This is a genomic window from Cypionkella psychrotolerans, from assembly GCF_001294535.1.
GTDB classification, from domain to species: Bacteria; Pseudomonadota; Alphaproteobacteria; order Rhodobacterales; family Rhodobacteraceae; genus Cypionkella; species Cypionkella psychrotolerans.
Genome location: NZ_LGIC01000083.1, coordinates 134,952 through 158,703 on the forward strand (window position 1 = coordinate 134,952; position 23,752 = coordinate 158,703).

Sequence of the window (23,752 nt, forward strand, 5' to 3'; positions counted from 1 at the left end):
CGGGTTCGCGGCCAAGATAAAGCAGTGTTCCCGCATTGTTCACAGGAAAGTTTTGCGTTTATCTCGCTTCTGTTGCGCTGCGATTTTCAGCACTTTGCCCAAGGCTTCAGCCATTCTGCCAAAAACCCCGCGCCATCTTCGCATATCGCCCATTTTTTAGGCAACGAATCGTCCCTTCTGCAACGGTCGGATGTTAGCGCCCGACATATCGCAAATCTGTCATATCATGGCGTTTCCGCCCCTTGCGCTGCACCGCAGCGTGGCTAGTGTACGAACTCGATCACGCCCACTCCCCCGTTACCCGGAGCAGCCTTATGACCGAATTCAAGAAAATCCTCATCGCCAACCGCGGCGAAATTGCTATCCGCGTGATGCGGGCAGCCAATGAGATGGGCAAAAAGACCGTCGCCGTCTATGCCGAGGAAGATAAACTCAGCCTGCACCGTTTCAAAGCGGATGAGGCCTATCTGATCGGTGAGGGCCTGTCCCCGGTCGGCGCTTATCTCTCGATCCCGGAGATCATCCGGGTGGCGCGGGCCTGTGGTGCCGATGCGATCCACCCCGGCTATGGTTTGCTGTCGGAAAACCCTGATTTCGTCGATGCCTGCGATCAGGCCGGCATCACCTTTATCGGCCCGAAAGCCGACACCATGCGCGCCTTGGGCGACAAAGCCTCGGCCCGCCGCGTCGCGATGGCCGCAGGGGTTCCGGTGATTCCGGCCACCGAAGTTCTCGGCGATGATTTTGACGCCATCAAGAAAGAGGCCGCAGCGGTCGGCTATCCTTTGATGCTGAAAGCCTCATGGGGCGGTGGCGGTCGCGGCATGCGGCCGATTCTGTCGGAAGCCGAGCTGGTCGATAAGGTCCGCGAAGGCCGTCGTGAGGCCGAAGCCGCGTTTGGCAACGGCGAAGGCTACCTTGAAAAGATGATCATCCGCGCGCGGCATGTCGAGGTGCAGATCCTTGGCGACAAGCACGGCGCGATTTATCACCTTTATGAACGCGATTGCACCGTGCAGCGCCGCAACCAAAAGGTGGTGGAACGCGCCCCCGCCCCCTACCTGACCGACGCCCAGCGCGCCGAGGTCTGCGATCTCGGTCGCCGGATCTGCGCCTATGTCGGCTATGAATGCGCTGGCACCGTCGAATTCCTGATGGATATGGACAACCAGCAGTTCTATTTCATCGAGGTCAATCCGCGCGTTCAGGTCGAGCATACCGTCACCGAACAGGTCACTGGCATCGACATCGTGCAAGCGCAAATCCTGATTGCCGAGGGCAAAACCCTGGCCGAAGCGACGGGCAAGGCCAACCAAGAAGAAATCCACCTGACCGGCCACGCGCTGCAATGCCGTGTCACCACCGAAGACCCGCAGAACAACTTCATCCCGGATTATGGCCGCCTGACCGCCTACCGCTCTGCCACCGGCAATGGCATTCGTCTGGATGGCGGTACGGCCTACGCGGGCGGCGTGATCACCCGCTATTACGATTCGCTGCTGGTCAAAGTGACGGCCACCGCCCAAACTCCGAAAGCCGCCATCGCGCGGATGGACCGGGCGTTGCGCGAATTCCGTATTCGCGGGGTTTCGACCAACATCGAATTCGTCATCAACCTGCTGAAGCACCCGACCTTCCTCGATGACACCTACACCACCAAATTCATCGACACGACGCCCGAACTGTTCCAGTTCAAGAAACGCCGCGACCGTGCGACGAAAATCCTGACCTATATCGCGGATATCACCGTCAACGGGCATCCCGAAACCGCTGGCCGCAACAAACCCCATGCCGAGGCCCGCACGCCAAAGGCCCCGAAAGCCTTGGTCGAGCCAGCAATGGGCACCCGCAACCTGCTGGAACAACACGGGCCCCAAGCCGTTGCCGACTGGATGAGCAAACAGCAAAAGCTGCTGTTGACCGACACCACCATGCGCGACGGCCACCAATCGCTGCTCGCCACCCGCATGCGCTCGATCGATATGATCAAGGTCGCCCCCGCCTACGCCGCCAACCTGCCGCAGCTTTTCAGCGTCGAATGTTGGGGCGGTGCGACCTTTGATGTCGCCTACCGCTTCCTGCAGGAATGTCCGTGGCAGCGCCTGCGCGATCTGCGCGCATTGATGCCGAATGTGATGACGCAAATGCTGCTGCGCGCCTCTAACGGCGTCGGCTACACCAACTATCCGGACAATGTGGTGCAGGCGTTTGTGAAGCAGGCGGCCAGCACCGGCGTCGATGTGTTCCGGGTGTTCGACTCACTCAACTGGGTCGAAAACATGCGCGTCGCGATGGATGCGGTGCTGGAGGCCAACAAGGTCTGCGAAGGCACCGTCTGCTATACTGGCGATATGCTTGACCCGGATCGCGCCAAATATAACCTGAAATACTACGTCGATACCGCGAAACAGTTGAAAGCCGCAGGCGCGCATGTGCTGGGGCTGAAGGATATGGCGGGGCTGTTGAAACCCGCCGCCGCCAAATTGCTGATCAAGACGCTGAAGCAAGAGGTCGGCTTGCCGATCCACTTCCACACCCATGATACCTCGGGTGCAGCCGCAGCCACGATCATTGCGGCGTCGGATGCAGGCGTCGATTGCGTCGATGCGGCGATGGATGCGTTCTCGGGCGGCACCTCGCAGCCCTGCTTGGGCTCGATTGTCGAGGCTCTGCGCCACACCGACCGCGATACGGGGCTGGATATGGCCGCGATCCGCTCGATCTCCAACTATTGGGAAGCTGTACGCGGCCAATATGCGGCGTTTGAATCCGGCATTCCCGCCCCGGCTTCGGAAGTCTATCTGCACGAGATGCCCGGCGGTCAGTTCACCAACCTGAAAGCTCAAGCGCGCTCGCTGGGCCTCGAAGAACGCTGGCATGAGGTGGCGCAGGCTTACGCTGACGCCAACCAGATGTTTGGCGATATCGTGAAAGTCACGCCTTCGTCGAAGGTCGTGGGTGACATGGCGCTGATGATGGTGGCGCAAGGTCTGACCCGCAAGCAGGTGGAAGACCCGAAGATCGACGTCGCCTTCCCCGAGTCGGTGGTCGATATGCTGAAAGGCAACCTCGGCCAGCCGCATGGTGGCTGGCCCGCGGGGATTTCCAAAAAGGTGCTGAAGGGCGAAGTCGCCTCAACCGCCCGCCCCGGCGAAAGCTTGGCACCCGTTGACCTAGCGGCGGTGCGGGCGAAACTGTCCGAAGAACTTGGCGGCTTCAAGATCGACGACGAGGATCTGAACGGCTACCTGATGTATCCGAAAGTCTTCCTCGATTACATGGGCCGCCATAGGGCTTACGGCCCGGTGCGCACGCTGCCGACGCGGACGTTCTTTTACGGCATGATCCCCGGCGAAGAAATCACCGCCGAGATTGACCCCGGCAAAAAGCTGGAAGTTCGCCTGCAAGCGGTGGGGGAGACCACCGATGACGGCGAAGTGAAGGTGTTCTTTGAGCTGAACGGTCAGCCCCGCGTGATCAAGGTGGCTAACCGCGCGATCAAAGCGAAAGTTGCGGCCAAGCCGAAAGCCGTTGAGGGCAATCCGGGCCATATCGGCGCGCCGATGCCCGGCTCGATTGCATCTGTCGCCGTGGTGGCCGGCCAGAAAGTCAGCGCGGGCGATTTGCTGCTGACGATTGAGGCGATGAAGATGGAAACCGGCATCCACGCCGACCGCGCCGCAGTGGTGAAGGCGTTGCATGTGCATCCGGGCAGCCAGATTGATGCTAAGGATCTGCTGGTCGAGTTGGAATGAACCCGGCCGATTTTTGAGAAAAATCGTGTTCCCTAACATGAAACCCCGCGCCAGATGGTGCGGGGTTTATGCGTTCAAACGTTAAGAAAGTCTGAATCTCGACTTGTAAGATATTGATATTACTTCATATCAAAAAGGTCCCGAGTTGGGACCGCCCTAAATCTTCTTCACAAACGCCGTCAAGATCACGATCCGCTGATCCTCAACCCGGCCTTCAATCTGCTCGGGATTGTCCGCCACCAAAGAAATCCGCCGCACCGCAGTGCCCCGCTTGGCGGTGAAATTCGCGCCCTTCACCACCAGATCCTTGATCAACATCACGGAATCACCGTGGGCCAACAAAACCCCATTGCTGTCGCGATGTTCGACACTGGCGGCAACTTCCGTCCAGCCCTGCACCTCATCCGACAACATCATGCCCTCGCGCGCCTCAACCGCCCAAGGCTCGGCCAACTGCCCGAGTTTGCGCCAGACCGCCAATTGCACCGCAGGCTCTGCCGACCAAGCGGCACCCTCCAGACAGCGCCAATGCGAGGCATCGGCGGGCACATCTTCGCGGCAGGCGGGGCAAAGTGCCACCTCACCCGCAGGCGGCACATCGACCGCAGCCAGATCGGCTGTTGCGCCGCAGAATTCACAAGCATTGCCCGCGCGGGCCAGAAGATCGGAAAGTGCCATGATATATCCTTTGGTTTCCTCCAGCCCTAGACCCCGCATCCAGCAAAGGCCAGCACAAAGCGGGTCAGAGCACCCGCAGCGTCTCGCCCAGCCAAGGCCATTCCGCCTGCGCGGGGGCGACGATTTGCGCCGCGATCAAGCCGCGCAGACGACTGGCAATCTGGCGCGGCATCTCACGCAGCACGCCTTCGCGGGCGGAAAGCGAGAGGGTGCGTTGCAGGGGTTCAAACGGCAGCGGGGCGACGTCGATCGCCGCGTGAAAACGGGCGGCATGGTGCAGCGCCAGCGGTGTCAGGATCGTCCAGCCCTGCCCGCCCGCGACCATTGCCAAGATCGCATGGTAGCTGTCGAGTTCAAAGCGATGCGCCAACCGCAGGTTTTGCCGCGCCAGATGGCCCGCGATCTGGCGGCCCATCACATGTCTGGCGGTGTATTGGATCAAGGGCAGATCGGTATGGCTGCGACCTTTTGGGGTGATGGCGAGGAAGGGTTCGGCCAGCAGCGGATGCACCTCGCGCCAGCCTTGATCGGCGGTGTCGGAGTCGAGATCAGCGGCGACGACAATATCCAGTGATCGGGTTTCCAGCTGATCCAGCAGGCGGTGGCTGGCCCCGGTTTCCAGCAGGAAACGACAGCCTTTGAGCTCCCCCGCCAAGGCTGACAAAAGACTGGGCGTCACCTCGGCGTCGAAATCTTCGATCATGCCCAGCCGCAGCGTGGTGAGGCCGGAAAGGTCGGCCACCGCCAGATCGGCGCGGGCCTCTGCTTCGGCGTTGAGGATGGTTTGGGCGTGGCGGCGAAACATCGCGCCCGCTGGCGTCAGCCGCATCGGGCGGGCGGAGCGATCCAGCAGCACCGCCGCCAAGGCGGTTTCCAGCCCGGTCAACTGCTGGCTGATCGCCGAAGGGCTGACCCCCAAGCGTTTCGCAGCCGCAGAAATCGCGCCTTCTTCGGCGACGGCGAGGAAAACCTCGATCCCCCAAAGCGTGACGCGACCTTGTTGTTCAGCCATCTATAATACGGGCATTTACAGCTTCGACAGCTTTTTCTGCAGCTCGGCGAATTGCTTTTTGATCTCGGCCAATTCCTCGGCCGGGTCTTGCGCTGCGTCTTCCTTGGCGGGGCCAGAGCCTGCCCAGCCCGGAACGCCGCCCATCATGGTTTTCATGAAGGCTTCTTGCTGCTTGCGCATCAGATCAAACCCCGGCATCGCGGTCAGCGGATTCGGGATCGCGTTCATGTTCTCGATGACCTTGGTGGGACCATCACGCAGCATCTCAAAGCTGGCGGCGAGAAATTGCGGCACCACGGATTGAATGTTGGTGGTGTAGCTGCGCACCAGATCGGTCAGCACATTGGTCGGCAGAACGGTGTCGCCCTTGGATTCGTGTTCCGCGACGATCTGCAACAGATATTGCCGGGTCAGGTCATCACCGGATTTCAGATCGACAATCTGCACCTCGCGGCCCGCGCGGATGAAGCCCGCAATGTCTTCAAGCGTGACGTAATCAGACGTCTCGGTGTTATAGAGACGACGGCTGGCATAGCGCTTGATCAACAGCGGCTTAGCAGGTTCGGCCATAGTTCTCTCCCCGAGATATTGCAGTGCAGAGAAAGTCTAGGACAGTGCAGCATAAAAAGAAAGGGCGGGCACAATGGCCCGCCCTGCACATCCCCACTTAGGGAGGAAATTGGGATGCGCTATCCTTGCGGATTACTTGGCAGCGGTCGCCGCGGTGGCTTTTTTGGTCGCAGCGGTCACTTCGTCGGTGGCTTTTTTGACAACAGCCGAAGCTTCAGCCGAAACGTCTTTGCCAGCAGCCAGCATCAGTTCAACGGTTTCCATCTGCACTTTTTTCGCCACTTCAGCGAAAGCAGCCATGTTTTCCGAAGCCAGTTCGGCAGCAGCCGAAGCAAAGTCGGTCACGGCTTTGGTGTAGTCAGCCGGCTCGGATTTAGCTTTGGCAGCGCCCGACAGCTTGGCGATGGTCTCTTTTGCCCATTTGGACGAGATTTCGGTCGATTTTTCAGCAGCTTCCAGAGCCACTTTCGACAGTTTCTCGCCAAAAGCTGCTTGGGTTTTGAAAGCGTTCTGGAACGCCGAAGCGTCTACCGGGAACTTTGCCATCATGTCCTGCATAACTTTGGTGAAGTCATTCGCGTTGGTCATTGTATGCTCCTACAGGTGTGCGGGAGACAGCCCCGCTTTTCGATGAGCCAGATATAAATGCTGCAGTGCAGCATTGCAAGTGAATTTTCTGCAACGCGGCAATGACAGTGTCGCAGGGCGCGCGCAGGCTTACCTTACGGAAAGTCTTGCAAACTCAACCTTTTGGCGAATCTGGCTGTTGCGACACATAGGTGCCTGGTGCGGCGCAAAGCACCGGATGGACCGAATCACCTGGGATGCGGGCGGGCACCTGCCCCCCCGCTTGTGCGGCGAGCCATGTCCCCCACCGCGGCCACCAACTGCCGCTGTTGAAGGTGGCACTTGCCATCCAGTCATCCGGTGCGCCTGCAACGGGGCCCGCATTGGTGTAATGGCCGTATTTGCCTTTCGAGGGCGGGTTGATGATGCCCGCGACATGGCCCGATTGCGAGACGATGAAGGTTTTGTCGGTCGACCCCATCTGCTTGAAGCCGTTAAAGCTGCCGCGCCAATGCGCGATATGGTCGGTTTCACAGGCAATGGCGCAGACCGGAATTTGGATATCCTTCAGGCTGACGTTATGGCCGAAGACCTTATAAGTGCCTCGGGCCAGACCATCATCCTGGCAAAGCCCGCGCAGATATTCGATCGCCATTTTGCAGGGCAGATTGGTGCCGTCGCCGTTCCAATAAAGCAGATCAAACGCCGGGGGAGCCTCGCCCATCATATAGCTCTTGATCGCCGGACCGTAGATCAGGTCATTCGAGCGCAGATAGCTGAAGGTGCGGCTCATGAAGGTTTTTGAGAGCATACCATCGGCAAGGCTTTGGCGTTCGATGCCATCAAGGAAATCATTGTCGAGGAAAACGCCGACCTCACCCGGATCAGAGAAATCGGTCAGCATGGTGAAGAAGGTCGCGGATTTTACCGAGGTGTCGCCTGCGCGGTGGAGATGCGACAGCGTCAGGCTCAGCGTGGTGCCTGCGATGCAATAGCCGACCGCATTGATCTGTTTCTGATCGGTGATGCGGCGCACTTCGGCCATTGCGGTGAGGTAACCTTCGCGGATGTAATCATCCATGCCGACATCGGCATAGGACGCATCCGGGTTGACCCATGAGACGATGAACAGCGTGAAGCCCTGATCGACGATCCATTTGATCAGCGAGTTTTGCGGCTTCAGATCCATCACATAGAATTTGTTGATCCATGGCGGGAAGATCAGCAGCGGGGTTTGAAAAACCGTTTCGGTGGTGGGGCTGTACTGGATCAGTTCCAGCATCCGGTTGCGGAACACCACTGATCCCGGCGTGGTGGCAATATTTTCGCCCAACACAAACGCCTCGCGGTCGGCCAATGTCACCGCGAGTTCGCCATTGTTGGCCTCAATGTCGGCAACGAGGTTCTCCAGACCGCGCACAAGGCTTTCGCCGTCGGTCGCCACCGCTTTTTCCAAAGCATCGGGGTTGGTGCCCAGAAAATTGGTCGGCGACAGCATATCGACGATCTGCTTGGTAAAATACTCGACGCGTTTTTTGTCGCCGGGGTCGATGGATTCCATATCGCCGACGGCATTCTGCACGGCCTCGGCGTTGAACAAATACTGCTGTTTCAGATAGTTGAACGCCGGATGGGTATCCCAGAGCGGATTGGCAAAGCGGCGATCTTTCGGACCGGGGTCGGCGGGGGCTTTCAACTCACCCGATGCCAAGGCCTGCTGCGCCTCGACATAATGCTTCATCGTTTTGCCCCAATAGGCGACCTGATGCTCCAGCACTTTCGCCGGATTCTGCATCATTCCGGCCAGATAGGCGGCGGCGGCTTTCATATACATGTCTTGCCCCGGCCCCTGCACACCGGGGTCGGAGGGTTTTTTCTGCGCTAAAGCGGCCATGAGACGCGCTGACAACGCTTCAATTTTGGCAAGATTAGCAGTCATCTTCTCTAATTTTGCACCTGCAGCAGTGTCTTCGGTTGTCATGTTAATTTTTAACCCCTATTCTTTCTGCTGTGCAGCATAACGTCGCCCCGCCGCGAGGGCCTGACGACGATTGGGCCGGGGCCCTATCCCCGCAAGGAGTCGTGATGAAGTATATGGCGACCTACGACCTTATGGAAAGTATTCGTAACACCAATGAGTGGATGGGCGCCACTGCACGCGCGATGGCATCCTATCCGGCGTTTTCGATGACGATGAACCCGATGCTGAACATGATGGCAGCTTGGGGCGAGGTGACCGAACGCAGCTTTGGCCGCATGGTGGTCAAGCCCGATTGGGGCATCCGCTCAATTCCGGGGCCCGATGCGCAAGACCATTTGGTTGATGTGGTGCCGGTGGTGGAGCGTGCTTTTGGCAGCCTGATGCAGTTCAAAGTGCGCCGCCGTGCGCCAATGGCCCGCAAAGTGATGCTGGTGGCCCCAATGTCGGGACATTATGCCACACTGCTGCGTTCGACCGTGTCCAGCCTGCTGCCAGACGCCGATGTCTATATCACAGATTGGCACAATGCCCGCGACATTCCGGTGTCGGAAGGCAAGTTCGATATTGAAGATTACACGCTGTATCTGGTCGAGTTCATGCGGGCACTCGGCCCTGATACCCATGTGATTGCGGTGTGTCAGCCAGCGCCACTGACCTTGGCAGCGACTGCCTATCTTGCGGCGGAAGAGCCCGATGCACAGCCGCGCTCGCTAACCCTGATCGGCGGGCCTATTGACCCCGATGCGGCCGCGACCGATGTGACCGACTTTGGCCGCCGAATCACCATGGGCCAGTTGGAGCAGATCGCGATCCAGCGCGTCGGCTTCAAATACAAAGGCGTCGGCCGGTTGGTCTATCCGGGTTTGCTGCAACTGCAAAGCTTCATGTCGATGAATTCTGAGCGGCACTCGAAAGCGTTCAGCGATCAGATCATGCGGGTGGCGCAGGGTGATGCCTCGGATCACGACGCGCATAACCGCTTTTACGACGAATATCTGGCGGTGATGGATATGACCGCCGAATTCTACCTTTCCACCGTCGAGCGGATCTTCAAGAACCGTGAGATTGCGAAGAATGAATTCATCGTTGCGGGCAAAAAGGTCGATATCGGGGCGATCACACGCGTTGCGGTCATGACGGTTGAGGGCGAGAATGATGACATTTCCGCCCCCGGCCAATGCGTCGCCGCGCTGGATATGCTGACCGGACTGCCTGACAGCAAGAAGGCGCAACACCTTGAGCCCGGCGCGGGCCATTACGGCATCTTCGCTGGCAAAAGCTGGCGGCTGAACATCCGGCCGTTGGTGTTGTCGTTCATCGACGCCAATTCGGGGGCAGCACCCGTTGTCCAAGCGCCCGTGGCACCAGCACCGATTGCAGCAGCAGATATTGAAGAACCTGTTGTCGCAGCACCTGTTGCAGTAGAGCCTGCTGCTGCAGCGCCGGTTGTCGCAGCGCCCGTTGCAGTAGAGCCGGTTGCCGAAACACCCGTTGTCGCAGCACCAGTTGCCGAAACACCCGTCACCTCAGCCGCGAACGTCACCCGACTGTCTTCGGTAAAGTCCAGGCGCTAACGACTTGTTATTGCAACAAAGGCTCGAGGGGAAACCTTCGGGCCTTTTTCCTATCGCAGCATCATCGGCCCGGCGAGGAATTCCTCAATGGCCTTGGACACCACCTCGGGCTGCTCCAAACTCGCCAAATGCCCGGCGGCCTCGATCACCAACAGTTTGCCATAGGGCATCAGATTGGCAGTGAATTCCTGCCTGCGCATCGGCACCAATGTATCGGCTTCGCCTGCGATCACCAACACCGGCAGCTTCACTCGCCGCATGGTTTTCTGCTGATCCGGGCGGCGTTGCAAAGCGCGGGATTGGCGCAGGAACACACCCTCGCCCAAGCCCAACGCCATATCCTGCACCAAGGCCATGATCTCGTCGCGCCAATCGGCCTCGACAATCGCCGAAAGCGGAATCTCCTGCCGCATCGCCTCGGCCAAGCGCCCCGATTTCGCGGCGACAATCCGGGCTTCGCGGGCAGCGGCGGCTTGTGGCGGTTCCGACAAAGGATCGGTCGCCATTAGCACCACACGGGTGACGCGATCTGGCACCCGCCGGATCAGATCCAGCGCAATATCGCCGCCCAAGCCATGCCCCAACAGCGCGAATTTCTCGGGCAGGCCGGGCAGGACGGCCTCTGACATCTGCTCCACCGTCTCGCCCTTGGTCGGCAACACCACCTGCATCGCCCGCGCCGCCCCTAAGCGCACCATCTGCGGCAAAAACAGCCGCGCATCGGCCATCAGGCCGGGGATCAGTACCAAGGGTTCGGGATGCGGCATCAGTTTGTGGCCTTCAGCACATCGGCGATGGCGTCAGTGATTAAGGCAAGGCAAGCGGGGGTGGAAAAGCGGTGATCGGCCCCTTTCACCAAGGTCAGGCGGATATCCTCGCCCGTGGCGTGATCCAGCAGACGCAGCGCGACCGAGGGCGGCACGTCAATATCAGCGGTGCCTTGCAGCAAGCGGGTGGGGAAATTCAGCGGCAAAGCCGTGCGCAGAACCAGCCGATTGCGACCCTCCTCGATCAGGCGGCGGGTGATGATATAGGGGCTGTCGGCATAGTCCGACGGCAAGCCGATCTGGCCTTTGTCCATGATATTAGCACGTTGCGCGTCGGTGAAATCCGCCCACATGTTGTCTTCGGTAAAGTCAGGTGCCGCAGCGATGCCGACCAGACCGACAATCCGCACTGGGATCGCCTTGGCCACCAGCAGCGAAATCCAGCCGCCCATCGACGAGCCCACCAGCACCAGCGGCCCCGAAGTGACCGCCTCTATCACCGCCAAAGCATCCTCGAACCAATCGCCAATCGCGCCGTCGAGAAAATCACCCGAGGAAACTCCATGCCCGGAATAGTCCAAGCGCAGAAAGCTACGCCCAGCAGCCTCAGCCCAATCCTGCAAATACACCGCCTTGGTCCCGGTCATATCCGATTTGAAACCGCCCAAAAACACCACGCAAGGCCCCTGCCCCTTGGTGAAATGATAGGCAATCCGGCGGCCCTGCTTTGTGGTCAACTGGTGCGGTTCGGTCATGCTGCCTCACTTTTTCTTCACCTTAGCCGCCTGCGGTTGACAAGGCCACGGGCGATAGGCAAAACCCCGCTCACATAACCCGCAACCGGGCGTTTCGTAGGCGCCAAAACGACGAGGAGGACGAAATGTCCCAGATTTCCCTGACGTTCCCTGATGGCAATAAGCGCGATTACGCCGCCGGCGTGACGGCTGCCGAGGTGGCTATGTCCATCGCACCGGGTCTGGCGAAGAAAGCCATCTCCGCCACGGTCAACGGCGCGCATTACGACCTGCAGTGGCCGATCCACAGCGATGCCAGCATCGCCATCCACACTTTGGCCGATGATGCCCAAGCGCTGGAGCTGATCCGCCACGATGCCGCCCACATCATGGCGCGCGCGGTGCAGGAAATCTGGCCGGATGTGAAGGTCACTATTGGTCCTGTGCGCGATTACGGCTGGTTTTATGATTTCGACCGCGCCGAGCCGTTCACGCCGGAAGACCTCGGCCAGATCGAAGCCAAGATGAAGCAGATCATCAACGCCCGCGATCCCGTCCGCACCGAGGTGTGGGACCGCGCCCGGGCGATCAAATTCTACGAAGACAAGAACGAGCCGTTCAAGATCGAACTGATCAACCGCATCCCCGAGGGTGAAGACCTGCGGATGTATTGGCACGGGCATTGGCAGGATTTCTGCCGTGGACCGCACTTTGCCCACACGGGTCAGGTGCCTGCCGACGCCTTCAAGCTGACGCATGTGGCGGGTGCTTATTGGCTCGGCGACGCGTCGCGGCCGATGCTGCAGCGCATCTATGGCCTCGCGTTCAAAAACCGTGATGATCTGAAAGCCCATATGACCATGCTCGAGGAGGCCGCCAAGCGCGACCACCGCAAGCTGGGCCGTGAGATGGACCTGTTCCACATCCAGGACGAAGCCCCCGGCATGGTGTTCTGGCACCCGCATGGCTGGACGGTTTACCGCCAGTTGGAAGACTATATGCGCGGGCGTCAAAAAGCGGCTGGCTACAAGGAAATCAAGACGCCACAAGTGGTTGACCGGGTGCTGTGGGAGAAATCCGGCCACTGGGAAGCCTACCGCGAGAATATGTTCATCGTCGAGGTGGACGAGGAAGGCGCGAAAGAAAAGCGCATCAACGCGCTGAAACCGATGAACTGCCCCTGCCATGTGCAGATCTTTAACCAAGGTTTGAAATCCTACCGCGACCTGCCGCTGCGGCTGGCCGAGTTCGGCTCCTGCCACCGTTATGAGTCGTCAGGTTCCATGCATGGCCTGATGCGGGTGCGGGGCTTTACGCAAGACGATGCGCATATCTTCTGCACCGAGGATCAGATCGGCTCGGAGTGCGAGGCCTTCATCAAACTGCTGGCCAGCGTCTATAAAGACCTCGGCTTTGACGGCTTTGAGATCAAATTCTCCACCCGCCCGGATGTGCGCATCGGCTCGGATGAGACATGGGATAAGGTCGAAGGCATGCTGGAGGCCGCGATCAAGGCTGCTGGCGTGTCCTATGAGGTCGATCCGGGCGAAGGCGCGTTTTATGGCCCGAAGCTGGATTTCAAACTGACCGACGCGATTGGCCGCAAATGGCAATGCGGCACCTTCCAAGTTGATCCGAACCTGCCGGTGCGGCTGGATGCGGAATATGTCGGCGAGGATGGCGCAAAGCACCGCCCCTATATGCTACACCGCGCGATCCTCGGCTCATTCGAGCGTTTTATCGGTATTCTGATCGAAAACTACGCTGGAAAACTGCCGTTCTGGCTGGCGCCGCGTCAGGTCGTGGTGGCCTCGATTGTGTCCGATGCCGACCCGTTCGTGCATGAGATCACCAACGCGTTGATCAAAGCAGGCGTACTGGCAGAAGCTGACACCCGCAATGAAAAGATCAACTACAAGGTGCGCGAGCATTCTGTCGGCAAGGTTCCGGTGATCCTTGCGGTCGGGATGAAAGAAGTCGAAGACCGCACGGTGTCGGTGCGCCGCTTGGGTGACAACCGCACCGAGACGCTTAGCTTGGATCAGGCCTTGGCCGAGTTTGGCTTTGCCGCTTTGCCGCCGTCGGGGCACTGAAACCTGCTCAATTTCATCTTGGTCTAAATATCCCCGCCGGAGGCTTCCGCCGAAACCGCGCAAGCCTCCGGCGGGGGTATTTCAGAAAGAGCAAATCCAAGACCCGGCAGCGCCGCTGAGTGGTGGCTCCGCTCGGCGGAAATCGCGCGCCCAGCGCGTCTTCTGATCCGCCTCCCACCACCCGAGGCGGCCCCTGTTTAATGGGTATCCGGTTGCCGCGCGGCCAGTGCCAACAGGCCGCCAAGGCCGCACATCGCAATCGGGAACATCGTGAAGACGTTGAATCCGAAGGCGACATAGATCCCCACCGCCGAGGCCAGCATCAAAACCCCCGCTGGAATATTTTGCGACCGCGCCATCGCCGCCCCTGCAATCGCAAGGATCGGGGCCAGAAAGCTGGCCATTTTGATCACCATCGGATGATCGACTTGGTTGCCGAAATCGCCAATCGCGTCGTGGCTGGCCACGAACTCGGTATAGCCATAGCCAAAAAACCCAACAATCATGGCCAAAACGCCGCCAATCAAGCCTAAAGTCAGTGCAGCGTTTCTCACCCGAATCTCCGTGCTTGATTTTCGCCTAAGGTTTGGCATGATTTCATCAGTGACGACAGACTTTCTGAACGCCTAGCTTGGCCCGGAAGACCTGGATTGCACGGCCCGGGGTAATATCGCCTCGGGAGGGTTGAGATAGGAGAGACGGCATGCCAACCGGCACCGTAAAATGGTTCAACAGCACAAAGGGCTACGGCTTTATTGCGCCCGATGATGGCGGGAAGGATATCTTCGTTCACATCTCGGCAGTCGAGCGCGCCGGGCTGAAGGGCCTGAATGACAACCAGAAGATCGGCTTCGAGCTGCAATCTGGTCGCGATGGCAAGGAATCCGCAGGCGATCTGCGCTTGCTTTAAGGTTTGAAAGCGGCCCTTCAGGGGGCCGTTTTCCTTACAGCAGGGCCGCTTGCACCGCGTCATCCCAGCCGAGGTAGTATTTGCCATCGGCCTCAATCACTGGTCGTTTCATCACGGCCGGTTGGGCTGCAATTTGTGCCTCGGGGTCCGAGGCTTTCAGGAAATCGTTGAAACCGCGATAGGTGGTGGACTGCTTGTTCACCGCGCGATCACCAAATTCCATCACGATCTTGTCGATCTCGGCCTCGGAAAGCGGTTCCGCGCGGACGTCGCGGAAGGTCACAGATTTGCCCGCCGCCTCCAGCGCTTTCAGGGCTTTCTTGCAGGTGTCGCAGGTGGAGATGCCGTAGAGGATCATTGCAGGCCTTTGAATATCATCTTGGTCAAAGCAACCCCGCCCCAAGCCGAGGCGGCGGTCAGGAAGGTGCCCCAGATCAGGTCAGTCGCGACCATCTCGGGGCTCCAGGCTTTCATAACCGCGTAGCTGGTGAATTCATAGGTGCCGTAGGCCATCGCGCCCAAGATCGCGGCGGGCAGGAAGACGGGGGTGTCGGATTTCAGGCCGGGGATTGAAATCAGGTACAACAGGCCCGCGATATAGGCCGCGTAGAAGGCGGCGGCGGGGAGGTAGCGGATTTCGGGCAGCAGTTGATCGCCGAGGTGGCGGCGGAACAACGGCTGCATGTGGAGGGTCAGCATCACCGAATCGAGGATCAGGAAGATCAGCGCGGTCAGGATATAGAGGGTTGCGATTTGCATGGGGCTCTCCTTTGGCCGGAAGGTAGGCTGCGGGGTGAGTTTGGCGAGGGGTTTTCGGAGGGTCCCAACTCGGGACCTTTTGGATGCGTTTAATATCAAGGCGTTAACTGGGTCGTTTTAACGAAAAATTAAGGTTTGTCCGCAAACAGCCGCCGGATTTGGCCATTTAGTCGTGGCAGATACCACGCCTCCCAGCGCAAAACCGGATAGGCGAAGGTGATGGCGAAAGCCCAGGTGGCGATGAAAGCGGCGATCAGTTGCAGCGGTGCGCCAAGGCTGGCGGCGTTCACATAAACGAAGCTGCCAAGGGTTAGCACGCCGATGGTGTGGCTGATGTAGAGCGGGAAGGACCAGCGGCCGCACAACTGACCGATCCGCCCGAGCAAAAACCCCGGCGTGGCACTGGGCGTGGTGACGCACAGCACGATCAAAGCCGCACCCAGCATCGACTGTCCGGCAACCGGAGAGCCAACCAAGATCAACCCCAGCACACCCATGCAAATCGCCAGCGGTTTTGGCAAAAAATAGCGGTGGCTGTAGCCGTAGGCCAGCCCGGCCCCGACGGTGAACGTCCAGCCATATCCGTGCGGAATCATCAGATTGACCGCAATCACAGCCAACATCAGGCCCGCTTTGATGAGGCACTGCCGTTTATGCGCCAAAACACGGGGGCGGAACAGACCTGCCAATGCGAAGGCCGCAAACAGCGCAAGCAGACTGCCATAGAATTCGACAACCATGGTCCATAGGTTCGAATTGAACTGCAAAGTGCGATAGCGCAGAAACACCGTGATGCTTTCTTTCACCGCACGCAGCAGGCTGATGTCTTGGGTTTGATCGGTATAGGCGAATTTTTCCAACCAGTCAGACCCGGCCAAAATCGCCGCTTCGCCATTGTAATTCAACTGAAACCGCAGGGCGATATAGCCCAGCAAGACCCCATAAGCGGCGGGTGGCCACAGCCGGGGCAAGCGCTTGATTGCGGCACCGATCAGCCCTTTGGCTTCGCCGCTTTCGAAATACTTCAGCGTCAACACAAAGCCCGACAGCAAGAAGAACACATAGACCGCTCCGGTGCCGTTGAGCAGCCAGCCCAAGCTGTAAGCGGGCAAGCCCCGAGACATTTGGGCCTTGAACGCGGGCAAGAACCCCAAGGCGAAATGGTGCAAAACCACAACGACCGAGGCATAGCCGCGCAGAGCTTCAAGCGCACGCAGGCTGGGATTGGTGGCTCGGTCCAATGGTAGCACGGGCAACTCCGGTGATGACTGGCAAATCGGTCACGGGTGTGTAGCGCATTTACCCCCCCTGAGAGAGGGCGATTTCGCGGCAATCGCGCAAAATGCTCACGTTTTTGGCATTGGTGTGAAAAACGTTCGGCGGATCGACGTAACCTCCTATGCTGGCGACGAAATATGGGGGCACGCATGATCGACGCCAAACTTTTGCCGTTGCAGCACAGGCTGTTGCAACGGCCCGCGCGCGGGCTTGCGCGCCGGGTCACGGCGGATCAAGTCTCGCTCGTCGGGTTTGCTTTGGGCGCGCTGGCGGTGCCTGCCTTGGCGTTCGGGTTTTATCGACTGGCGCTGGTTTTGCTGGTGCTGAACCGGGTGGCGGATGGCTTGGATGGTGCTGTTGCGCGGCTTATCGGGCCGACGGATCGCGGGGCGTTTTTGGATATTGCGCTGGATTTCGTGTTTTACGCGCTGTTTCCACTGGGGTTTGCTTTGGCTGATCCGGGGGGCAATGCCCTGCCCGCCGCCGTGCTGATCGCCAGTTTTGTCGGCACCGGATCATCGTTTCTGGCCTTTGCCAGCATTGCGGCGCGGCGCGGTTTGACGGCGGCGGACTATCCCAGCAAGGGGATTTATTATCTCGGCGGCTTGACCGAGGGCTTTGAAACCATTGCGATCTTTGCCGCGATGGCGTTGTTTCCGGCGTGGTTTGCCGTTCTGGCTTATGGCTATGCGCTTGCCTGTTGCCTGACCACGGCGTTGCGCTGGCGGATGGGCTGGCAGGCCTTTGCCGCGTGAGGCGCGCGGGCTATATCGTGCTGATATGATATGAATTTATGATACTGGAGTTGCCATGAAACTGCCGCTGATCGCCGCCCTTGGGCTGCTGTTTGCCACCCCTGCGCTTGCTGATTGGGCGCAGACTTTGGCCGAAGCGAAGGGCCAGACGGTGTATTTCAACGCTTGGGGTGGCGATGCGCGCACCAACGCGTTTATCGCTTGGGTCGGCACGCAGACCGAGGCGCTGTATGGTGTGAAGGTTGAGCAGGTGAAGCTGACCGACACGGCGGAGGCGGTGACGCGGGTGATTTCCGAGAAAGCGGCGGGGCAGGATACGGATGGCTCGGTCGATCTGATTTGGATCAACGGGCCGAATTTTCTGGCGATGAAAGAGCAGGGTTTACTGCACGGGCCGTTTGTGGCGGGGTTGCCGAACGCGAAATATCTTGATCTGGGGGCTGGTTCGGCGACTTCGGTGGATTTTACCGTGCCGGTCGAGGGCATGGAAAGCCCGTGGCGGCTGGCTAAGTTTGTGTTCAGCTATGACAGCGCCAAGGTGGCGGATGTGCCAGCGGATATGGCTGGGTTTGTCGATTGGGCGGCGGTGCATAAGGGGCGGATGACGCATCCAGACCCGTCGAACTTCATGGGGGCGACGTTTCTGAAGCAGGCGTTGATTGAGCTGGCACCCGATGCGGGCGTGTTGCAGCAGCCGGTGACCGAGGCGGCTTTTGCTGCGGCGACTGCTCCTTTGTGGGCGTGGTATGACGCGTTGCGGCCGAACCTGTGGCAAGGCGGGGCGACCTTTCCGGCCAGTGGTGAGGTGCAGAGCCAGATGCTGAATGATGGCGAGGTCGATATTGCGATGTCGTTTGATCCGGCCTCGACCGCGGCGGCGATTGCCGAAGGGACATTGCCCGAGACCGCGCGGGTGTTCGTGCCGAAAGCGGGCAGTATTGGCAATATCAGCTTCGTGGCGATCCCCTACAATGCGGCCCATGCGGCGGGGGCCGAGGTGGTGGCAAACTTTTTGCTAGAGCCCGCCACGCAAGCGCATATGCAGGATATTACGGTTTTGGGCTCGTTTGCGGTGCTGGACCCAGCGCGGTTGGATGCGGCGGGCAAGGCCGGGTTTGCGGCTTTGCCGCAGGCTGCAGCCCTGCCCGCGTTGGAGGATCTGGGGCCGGTGTTGCTGGAGCCTCATGCCAGTTGGATGACGCGGCTGGTCGCGGAATGGGCCAAGCGTTACACCAAATGAGCAAGTTGCGCGGCGCGGTTTTGGCGGTGGTATTGCTGGGGCTGATCGCGCCGATTGTGGTGGGATTGGCCGAAACCGCGCGCGCGGCCTTTGGGGTGTTGCCGGCGCTGGGGCTACGCGCATGGTCGTTGGAGCCGTGGCGGATGCTGCTGGCCCAGCCGGGGTTTGCGAGTAGTGTGCGGTTGACGCTGGTGACGGGGCTGGGCTCGACCCTGATCGCGCTGGCCTTGGCGATGGGGTTTTGTGCCAGCGTGCCGGGGCGGATGCGTTGGCTGGCCCCGTTTCTGGCGACACCACACGCGGCGATGGCGGTGGGGTTGGCGTTTGTTTTGGCCCCCTCGGGCTGGATTGCGCGGGTTTTGGCACCGGTGATGGGATGGGCTTCGCCGCCGGATCTGGCGACAGTGCATGACGGTTGGGGGCTGGCGCTGATGCTGGGGCTGGTGGTGAAGGAACTGCCGTTTTTGCTGTTGGTGATGGCGTCGGGGCTGGCACAACTGCCGGTGGCACATCACATCGCAGCGGGGCGGGCGATGGGCTATGGGCCGGGGTTGGCGTGGATCAAGCTGATCTTGCCGCAGCTTTGGCCGCTGATCCGGCTGCCGGTTTGGGTGGTGCTGGCCTACGGGCTGTCAGTGGTGGATATGGCGATCATTCTGGGGCCGTCGAACCCGCCAACTTTGGCGGTGGCGGTGCTGCGCTGGTTCAATGCGGCCGATGTGGCGATGATCCTGCCTGCCTCGGCGGGGGGGCTATTGCAAGCGGGGCTGGTGGTGGGCTGTATTGCTGCGCTTTGGGGCGCGGAGGTTGTGCTGCGCGGGATCGGGCGCTGGTGGTTGCGGCGCGGCGGGCGGGGGGTGTCTTGGGCGCCGGGTTTGCAGGTGGCGCGGGTTGGGGTGTGGGGGCTAATGGGGTTAGCTTTGGCAGCGCTGCTGTCGCTACTGGTGTGGTCGCTGACCTGGCGGTGGTCTTATCCGATGATCTGGCCCGAACGCTGGTCTGGCGAGCTCTGGATGAGCGCGATGTGGAGTAAGGCCTTGATGAATACGCTGATTTTGGCGGGGATGACGGTGATGCTGTCGCTGCTGCTGGCGGTGTTCTGGTTGGAGGCAGAAGAAGACCTCACGCGCGCGGCTTGGGCAGAGGCGTTGATTTATCTGCCGCTGCTGATGCCGCAGATTGGGTTTCTCTATGGGCTGAACGTGGTGTTTTTGCGGGCGGGCATCTCGGGCGGCTACATAGCAGTGGTCTGGGCGCAGGCCTTGTTCGTGTTTCCCTATGTGATGATCGCCTTGTCAGAGCCGTGGCGGGCCTTGGATGCGCGGTTGCTGCAGGTGGCGGCAGCTTTGGGCGCGGGGCGCTGGCGGCGGTTGTTCACACTGCGCTTGCCGATGTTGCTTGGCCCGATCATGACCGCAGGCGCGATTGGCGTGGCGGTGTCGGTGGCGCAATATCTGCCGACGTTGTTTTTGGGCGCGGGGCGGATTGCGACACTGACGACCGAGGCGGTGACGTTGTCGTCGGGCTCAGATCGCCGGGTGACGGCGGTGTATGCCAGCCTGCAAGCCGCCCTGCCCTTTGCAGCCTATGCGCTGGCGGCGCTGATCCCGGCGTGGTGGCATCGCAACAGGCGTGATCTGCGCGGAGGTGGAGTATGAGTCTGGAACTGGTGGAGCTTTCGGTGCGGCGTGGGGGGGTGGCGTTGTTCGCGCCCTTGTCATTACAGGTGGCCTGTGGGGCGGTGGCGACGGTGATGGGACCGTCGGGGGTGGGCAAATCGACCCTGCTGGATGCGATTGGCGGCCATCTGGCGCATGGGTTTTCCTGCACGGGCCGCGTGCTGGTGCAGGGCCGCGATATGACCACCCTGCCCGCCGAGGCGCGGCGGATCGGGGTGATGTTTCAGGACGCGCTGCTGTTTCCGCATTTGTCGCTGGGGGACAATCTGGCGTTTGGGCTACCTGCTGCGGTGAGGGGCCGGGCAATGCGGCGGGCGGCAGTGGAGGCGGCTTTGGCGCAAGCGGGGCTGCAGGACATGTATATGCGTGACCCCGCGACGCTATCCGGTGGACAGCGGGCGCGGGCGGCTTTGATGCGGGCGCTGTTGGCCGAGCCTTTGGCCTTGCTGTTGGATGAGCCGTTTTCCAAGCTGGATGCGGGTTTGCGCGGTGAGATGCGGCGGTTCTTGTTCGGCCATCTGCGCGCACGCGGCATTGCGACCTTGATGGTGACGCATGATCCCGAGGATGCGGCGGAGGCTGGCGGGGCGGTGGTGGTTTTGTGAGGGTTGGATTGTGGGACACCCCGGGGGGCTCGCCCCCGGACCCCGAGGATATTTGAGCGCAGAGGATGACAATTTTAGATAAGTTTTAGAGAGTCAGCGGCGGAGGTATTCTGTGGCGATGCAAATGGGAGCCTCTCCACGCAATGGGATTGAGGACAGTTGCTGCCAGTCTTTTGCGTCAAAATCTGGGAAGAAGGCGTCGGCATAAGGGATATCTAGCGCGACTTCGGTGATCAGCAGGCGATCCGCCAGGGGCAGCAGCGCGCGGTAGATGCCTGCGCCACCGATGCCATAGGAGCGGGCATAGCCGCTGGCGCGGGCAAATGTGAGGGCAGCTTCGGGGGTTGCGAAGACATGCTCGGTCAGGGATTTGTCAGACGAGACCACGCAATTCAGCCGGTTTTTCAACGGCTTGAACGGCAGGCTTTCCCAGGTTTTGCGGCCCATGATGATCGCGCCTCCGGTGGTTTCGCGTTGAAAGAACGCCAGATCCTCGGGCGCGTGCCATGGGATCAGGTTGTCTTTGCCGATAGCCCCATTGCGGGCGCGGGCGACGACGAGGCTGAGCATGAGATCGGCCCCCTTACACAGCCACGGGGGCTTTGATGGCGGGATCGGGATCGTAGTTCAGAAACTCAAAATCTTCATATTTGAAATCAAAAATCGAGCTGACTTGCCGCTTGATCCGCAGGGTTGGCAAGGATTTTGGGCTGCGGGCGAGTTGGGTCTGCACCTGTTCCATGTGGTTGGTATAGATATGCGCGTCGCCCATGGTGTGGATGAAATCGCCCGGCTCGTAGCCCGTGACATGCGCCAACATACTTTGCAGCAGCGCATAAGAGGCGATGTTGAACGGCACACCGAGGAACATATCGGCCGAGCGTTGGTAGAGTTGCAGATGAAGTTTACGCCCGGCGATGCGAACTTGCCAAAGGGTGTGGCAGGGCGGCAGCGCCATGTTTGGCACCTCGCCGGGGTTCCAGGCCGAGACGATCAGGCGGCGGCTGTCGGGGGTTTTGCGAATCGCGGTGACCAGATCGGCGATCTGATCGACGCTATCGGCGTAGTAAAGCGGGCGGCCTTGCGGGTCGTCGCCCGCCGGGGTCAATTTCGGAAACCGCCGCCATTGCGCGCCATAGACCGGGCCAAGATCGCCGTTTTCATCGGCCCATTCATCCCAGATGCCGACGCCATTGGCCTTGAGATAGCCGATATTGGTGTCGCCATTCAGGAACCACAACAGCTCGTGGATGATGGATTTCAGGTGCAATTTCTTGGTGGTGACCAGAGGAAAGCCTTGCGAAAGATCGTAGCGGCTCTGCATGCCAAAATACGAAATCGTCCCGGTGCCGGTGCGGTCGGTCGAGGTTTGGCCCTCGGCCAGCACGCGGCGCAATGCGTCGAGATAGGTTTGCACGTCTGTGTTCCGTTTGGCTTGAGGGTTTTGGTTTTGTGACGGCGTGACAAGCTGTTGTCAGGATTGGCGGTGGTTTGTCTATATATAGACATGATCTCTGCGCCAGGCCAAGGCCGAAGCTTGCGCTGGGCAGTGGGTGATGCCAAGCGGGCACAGCGGCGAAAGATCAGGTGGCGAAATCGAATCCGCTTTGACTTTCAAGGGTTTTGCACGCAAAGTTGATGTGATTTTTGATGCTATGGGCAGGACCACAGATGAAACCGATCCGTTTGACGCTTGCGGCCATGCTGCTGTTATCTGCCTGTGGCGGCAACCCGTTTATTCCAGATACGACCGTGCCGACCGACCCAACCACGCCCGTAACGCCTGATCCGAACGGCGGAATTACCACCGAAGGCGGGCTGCCGCCGGGCACCACCTCGCCCACGCCTGCCTCCGGCGTCACCCGGTATGAGCCGAAGGGCAAGGATACCTCGAACGGCGATTCGGGCAACGGCTATGTCACCGAGGTCAGCTACAACGGCACTAACGATACGTTTAAGGTCGATAACCTTGGCTTTGACGGCAACAACGTGTTTGACCGCGCCACGCCGGGCGAGTTGAACAATGTCACGGGCAAGAAAGCGACCTATGCTTTGTATGATGGCAAGCCCAGCTTGCCCGATTCCGTGACTGGCCAGCCGATTGATCAGTTGCAACATCGTGCTATCTATGGCGTGTCAAACGACGGGTCGGTGAAATTCGCGATCGTGCGCACCGGGTCATATGTCGATTATGGCTTTGGCGGCTTTATCTATAGCCGTACCGGGGGGGTGACTTTGCCCGCCGAAGGTTCAGGCACCAGCGAAGAATTCCTGACTTCGGGTGCCAAGAACCCCGCCTATCGTGGTCAGGCGCATTACAGCGGTAAAGTTGCCGGTCTGCGTGATTTCAAAGGTGCGGGTGGCATGGAAATGTCGACCGCTGATATGACGATGGACATTGACTTTGACGATTTCAATGACGGCAATGCAGTGCAGGGCCGGGTCTACAACCGCCGGATTTACGATCTGGCTGGCAATGATGTGACCCAAACCGTGCTGGATGCGCTGGATGCCAAAACCGGGCGCACCAACAGCACCTTGCCGACGATTCAATTCACCATCGGGCCGGGCGTGATGAACGACAACGGCGAAATTGTCGGCAAATTGGGCAGCTATTACGTCGACAGCGGTGGCAAGGCCGTGAGCTTTGAAGAAGGCAAGTATTACGCCGTGGTTTCAGGGAACAACGCTGCCGGGCAACAGGTGGTTGGCGTCTATGTGGTTGAGGGCGACGATCTGCGCTATGAAGGTGTAGGGGTGCGCGAAACCGGCGGCTTCATTCTGCAACGGTGAGG

At 59.9% G+C, this 23,752-nt stretch carries 22 protein-coding genes; 9 read left to right on the forward strand and 13 right to left on the reverse strand.

Annotated features, from left to right (window positions below):
- The first annotated feature begins 314 nt into the window (after positions 1-314).
- Entirely contained in the window at positions 315-3,755 is a 3,441-nt protein-coding gene (locus AKV04_RS19155) for a pyruvate carboxylase (RefSeq protein ID WP_054008002.1), read from the forward strand.
- 156 nt (positions 3,756-3,911) lie between these two features.
- Here the strand turns inward: AKV04_RS19155 and AKV04_RS19160 are convergent, their stop codons facing one another.
- The 5 genes from AKV04_RS19160 to phaC all read right to left on the reverse strand — a co-directional run bounded on the left by AKV04_RS19160 (position 3,912) and on the right by phaC (position 8,563).
- Positions 3,912-4,433 carry a PhnA domain-containing protein gene (locus AKV04_RS19160; RefSeq protein ID WP_054008003.1) on the reverse strand — a complete coding sequence of 174 codons (522 nt, stop codon included), beginning with the start codon at positions 4,431-4,433 and terminating at the stop codon, positions 3,912-3,914.
- Between the two features lie 64 nt (positions 4,434-4,497).
- Positions 4,498-5,445 (reverse strand): LysR family transcriptional regulator, encoded by a 948-nt coding sequence (locus AKV04_RS19165; protein WP_054008004.1) that lies wholly within the window; start codon positions 5,443-5,445, stop codon positions 4,498-4,500.
- A 15-nt stretch (positions 5,446-5,460) separates the two neighbouring features.
- Positions 5,461-6,015, reverse strand: a complete 555-nt coding sequence (gene phaR, locus AKV04_RS19170; RefSeq protein ID WP_054008005.1) for a polyhydroxyalkanoate synthesis repressor PhaR — start codon at positions 6,013-6,015, stop codon at positions 5,461-5,463.
- A gap of 132 nt (positions 6,016-6,147) precedes the next feature.
- Positions 6,148-6,603 (reverse strand): hypothetical protein, encoded by a 456-nt coding sequence (locus tag AKV04_RS19175; protein ID WP_054008006.1) that lies wholly within the window; start codon positions 6,601-6,603, stop codon positions 6,148-6,150.
- A 154-nt stretch (positions 6,604-6,757) separates the two neighbouring features.
- Positions 6,758-8,563, reverse strand: a complete 1,806-nt coding sequence (gene phaC / locus AKV04_RS19180) for a class I poly(R)-hydroxyalkanoic acid synthase (RefSeq protein ID WP_054008007.1) — start codon at positions 8,561-8,563, stop codon at positions 6,758-6,760.
- Positions 8,564-8,667: 104 nt separating this feature from the next.
- Between phaC and phaZ the strand changes: the two genes are divergently transcribed.
- Entirely contained in the window at positions 8,668-10,137 is a 1,470-nt protein-coding gene (phaZ, locus tag AKV04_RS19185; protein ID WP_082351745.1) for a polyhydroxyalkanoate depolymerase, read from the forward strand.
- A 50-nt stretch (positions 10,138-10,187) separates the two neighbouring features.
- Here phaZ and AKV04_RS19190 read toward each other — a convergent pair whose 3' ends face one another.
- Positions 10,188-10,904: an alpha/beta fold hydrolase gene (locus AKV04_RS19190; protein ID WP_054008008.1), complete on the reverse strand. Its 717-nt coding sequence runs from the start codon at positions 10,902-10,904 to the stop codon at positions 10,188-10,190.
- Complete coding sequence (locus tag AKV04_RS19195) at positions 10,904-11,659, reverse strand: alpha/beta hydrolase (RefSeq protein WP_054008009.1); 756 nt, start codon at positions 11,657-11,659, stop codon at positions 10,904-10,906. Before AKV04_RS19195 ends, AKV04_RS19190 begins: the two co-directional genes overlap by 1 nt.
- A 125-nt stretch (positions 11,660-11,784) precedes the next feature.
- On the opposite strand from AKV04_RS19195, the gene thrS reads away from it, so the two are divergent.
- A complete protein-coding gene (thrS, locus tag AKV04_RS19200; RefSeq protein ID WP_054008010.1) occupies positions 11,785-13,731 on the forward strand; it encodes a threonine--tRNA ligase in 1,947 nt (648 codons plus the stop codon).
- 197 nt (positions 13,732-13,928) lie between these two features.
- Here thrS and AKV04_RS19205 read toward each other — a convergent pair whose 3' ends face one another.
- Entirely contained in the window at positions 13,929-14,285 is a 357-nt protein-coding gene (locus AKV04_RS19205) for a hypothetical protein (protein ID WP_054008011.1), read from the reverse strand.
- Positions 14,286-14,434: 149 nt separating this feature from the next.
- Between AKV04_RS19205 and AKV04_RS19210 the strand changes: the two genes are divergently transcribed.
- Positions 14,435-14,641, forward strand: coding sequence for a cold-shock protein (locus tag AKV04_RS19210; protein ID WP_054008012.1), 207 nt, complete (start codon positions 14,435-14,437; stop codon positions 14,639-14,641).
- A 34-nt stretch (positions 14,642-14,675) separates the two neighbouring features.
- Here the strand turns inward: AKV04_RS19210 and AKV04_RS19215 are convergent, their stop codons facing one another.
- From AKV04_RS19215 to AKV04_RS19225, 3 genes are all read right to left on the reverse strand, one after another.
- Positions 14,676-14,999: an arsenate reductase family protein gene (locus AKV04_RS19215; RefSeq protein WP_054008013.1), complete on the reverse strand. Its 324-nt coding sequence runs from the start codon at positions 14,997-14,999 to the stop codon at positions 14,676-14,678.
- Positions 14,996-15,400 carry a DUF2177 family protein gene (locus AKV04_RS19220; protein WP_054008014.1) on the reverse strand — a complete coding sequence of 135 codons (405 nt, stop codon included), beginning with the start codon at positions 15,398-15,400 and terminating at the stop codon, positions 14,996-14,998. Before AKV04_RS19220 ends, AKV04_RS19215 begins: the two co-directional genes overlap by 4 nt.
- Positions 15,401-15,528: 128 nt before the next feature.
- Positions 15,529-16,650, reverse strand: a complete 1,122-nt coding sequence (locus AKV04_RS19225; RefSeq protein ID WP_162232915.1) for an acyltransferase family protein — start codon at positions 16,648-16,650, stop codon at positions 15,529-15,531.
- Positions 16,651-16,827: 177 nt separating this feature from the next.
- On the opposite strand from AKV04_RS19225, the gene AKV04_RS19230 reads away from it, so the two are divergent.
- The 4 genes from AKV04_RS19230 to AKV04_RS19245 are packed head-to-tail and all read left to right on the forward strand — an operon-like array spanning position 16,828 to position 20,957.
- A complete protein-coding gene (locus AKV04_RS19230; RefSeq protein ID WP_054008016.1) occupies positions 16,828-17,433 on the forward strand; it encodes a CDP-alcohol phosphatidyltransferase family protein in 606 nt (201 codons plus the stop codon).
- A gap of 55 nt (positions 17,434-17,488) precedes the next feature.
- Positions 17,489-18,673, forward strand: coding sequence for an ABC transporter substrate-binding protein (locus AKV04_RS19235; protein WP_054008017.1), 1,185 nt, complete (start codon positions 17,489-17,491; stop codon positions 18,671-18,673).
- Positions 18,670-20,331 carry an ABC transporter permease gene (locus tag AKV04_RS19240; protein WP_054008018.1) on the forward strand — a complete coding sequence of 554 codons (1,662 nt, stop codon included), beginning with the start codon at positions 18,670-18,672 and terminating at the stop codon, positions 20,329-20,331. Before AKV04_RS19235 ends, AKV04_RS19240 begins: the two co-directional genes overlap by 4 nt.
- Positions 20,328-20,957: an ATP-binding cassette domain-containing protein gene (locus AKV04_RS19245; RefSeq protein ID WP_054008019.1), complete on the forward strand. Its 630-nt coding sequence runs from the start codon at positions 20,328-20,330 to the stop codon at positions 20,955-20,957. Before AKV04_RS19240 ends, AKV04_RS19245 begins: the two co-directional genes overlap by 4 nt.
- A 93-nt stretch (positions 20,958-21,050) precedes the next feature.
- Here AKV04_RS19245 and AKV04_RS19250 read toward each other — a convergent pair whose 3' ends face one another.
- Both AKV04_RS19250 and AKV04_RS19255 read right to left on the reverse strand, forming a co-directional pair.
- A complete protein-coding gene (locus AKV04_RS19250) occupies positions 21,051-21,527 on the reverse strand; it encodes a dihydrofolate reductase (protein ID WP_054008020.1) in 477 nt (158 codons plus the stop codon).
- Between the two features lie 13 nt (positions 21,528-21,540).
- The gene (locus AKV04_RS19255) at positions 21,541-22,374 is read right to left on the reverse strand and encodes a thymidylate synthase (RefSeq protein ID WP_054008021.1); all 834 of its coding nucleotides are present in this window, start codon (positions 22,372-22,374) and stop codon (positions 21,541-21,543) included.
- Positions 22,375-22,628: 254 nt separating this feature from the next.
- On the opposite strand from AKV04_RS19255, the gene AKV04_RS19260 reads away from it, so the two are divergent.
- Complete coding sequence (locus tag AKV04_RS19260; RefSeq protein WP_156317686.1) at positions 22,629-23,750, forward strand: hypothetical protein; 1,122 nt, start codon at positions 22,629-22,631, stop codon at positions 23,748-23,750.
- The last annotated feature ends 2 nt before the right edge of the window (positions 23,751-23,752 follow it).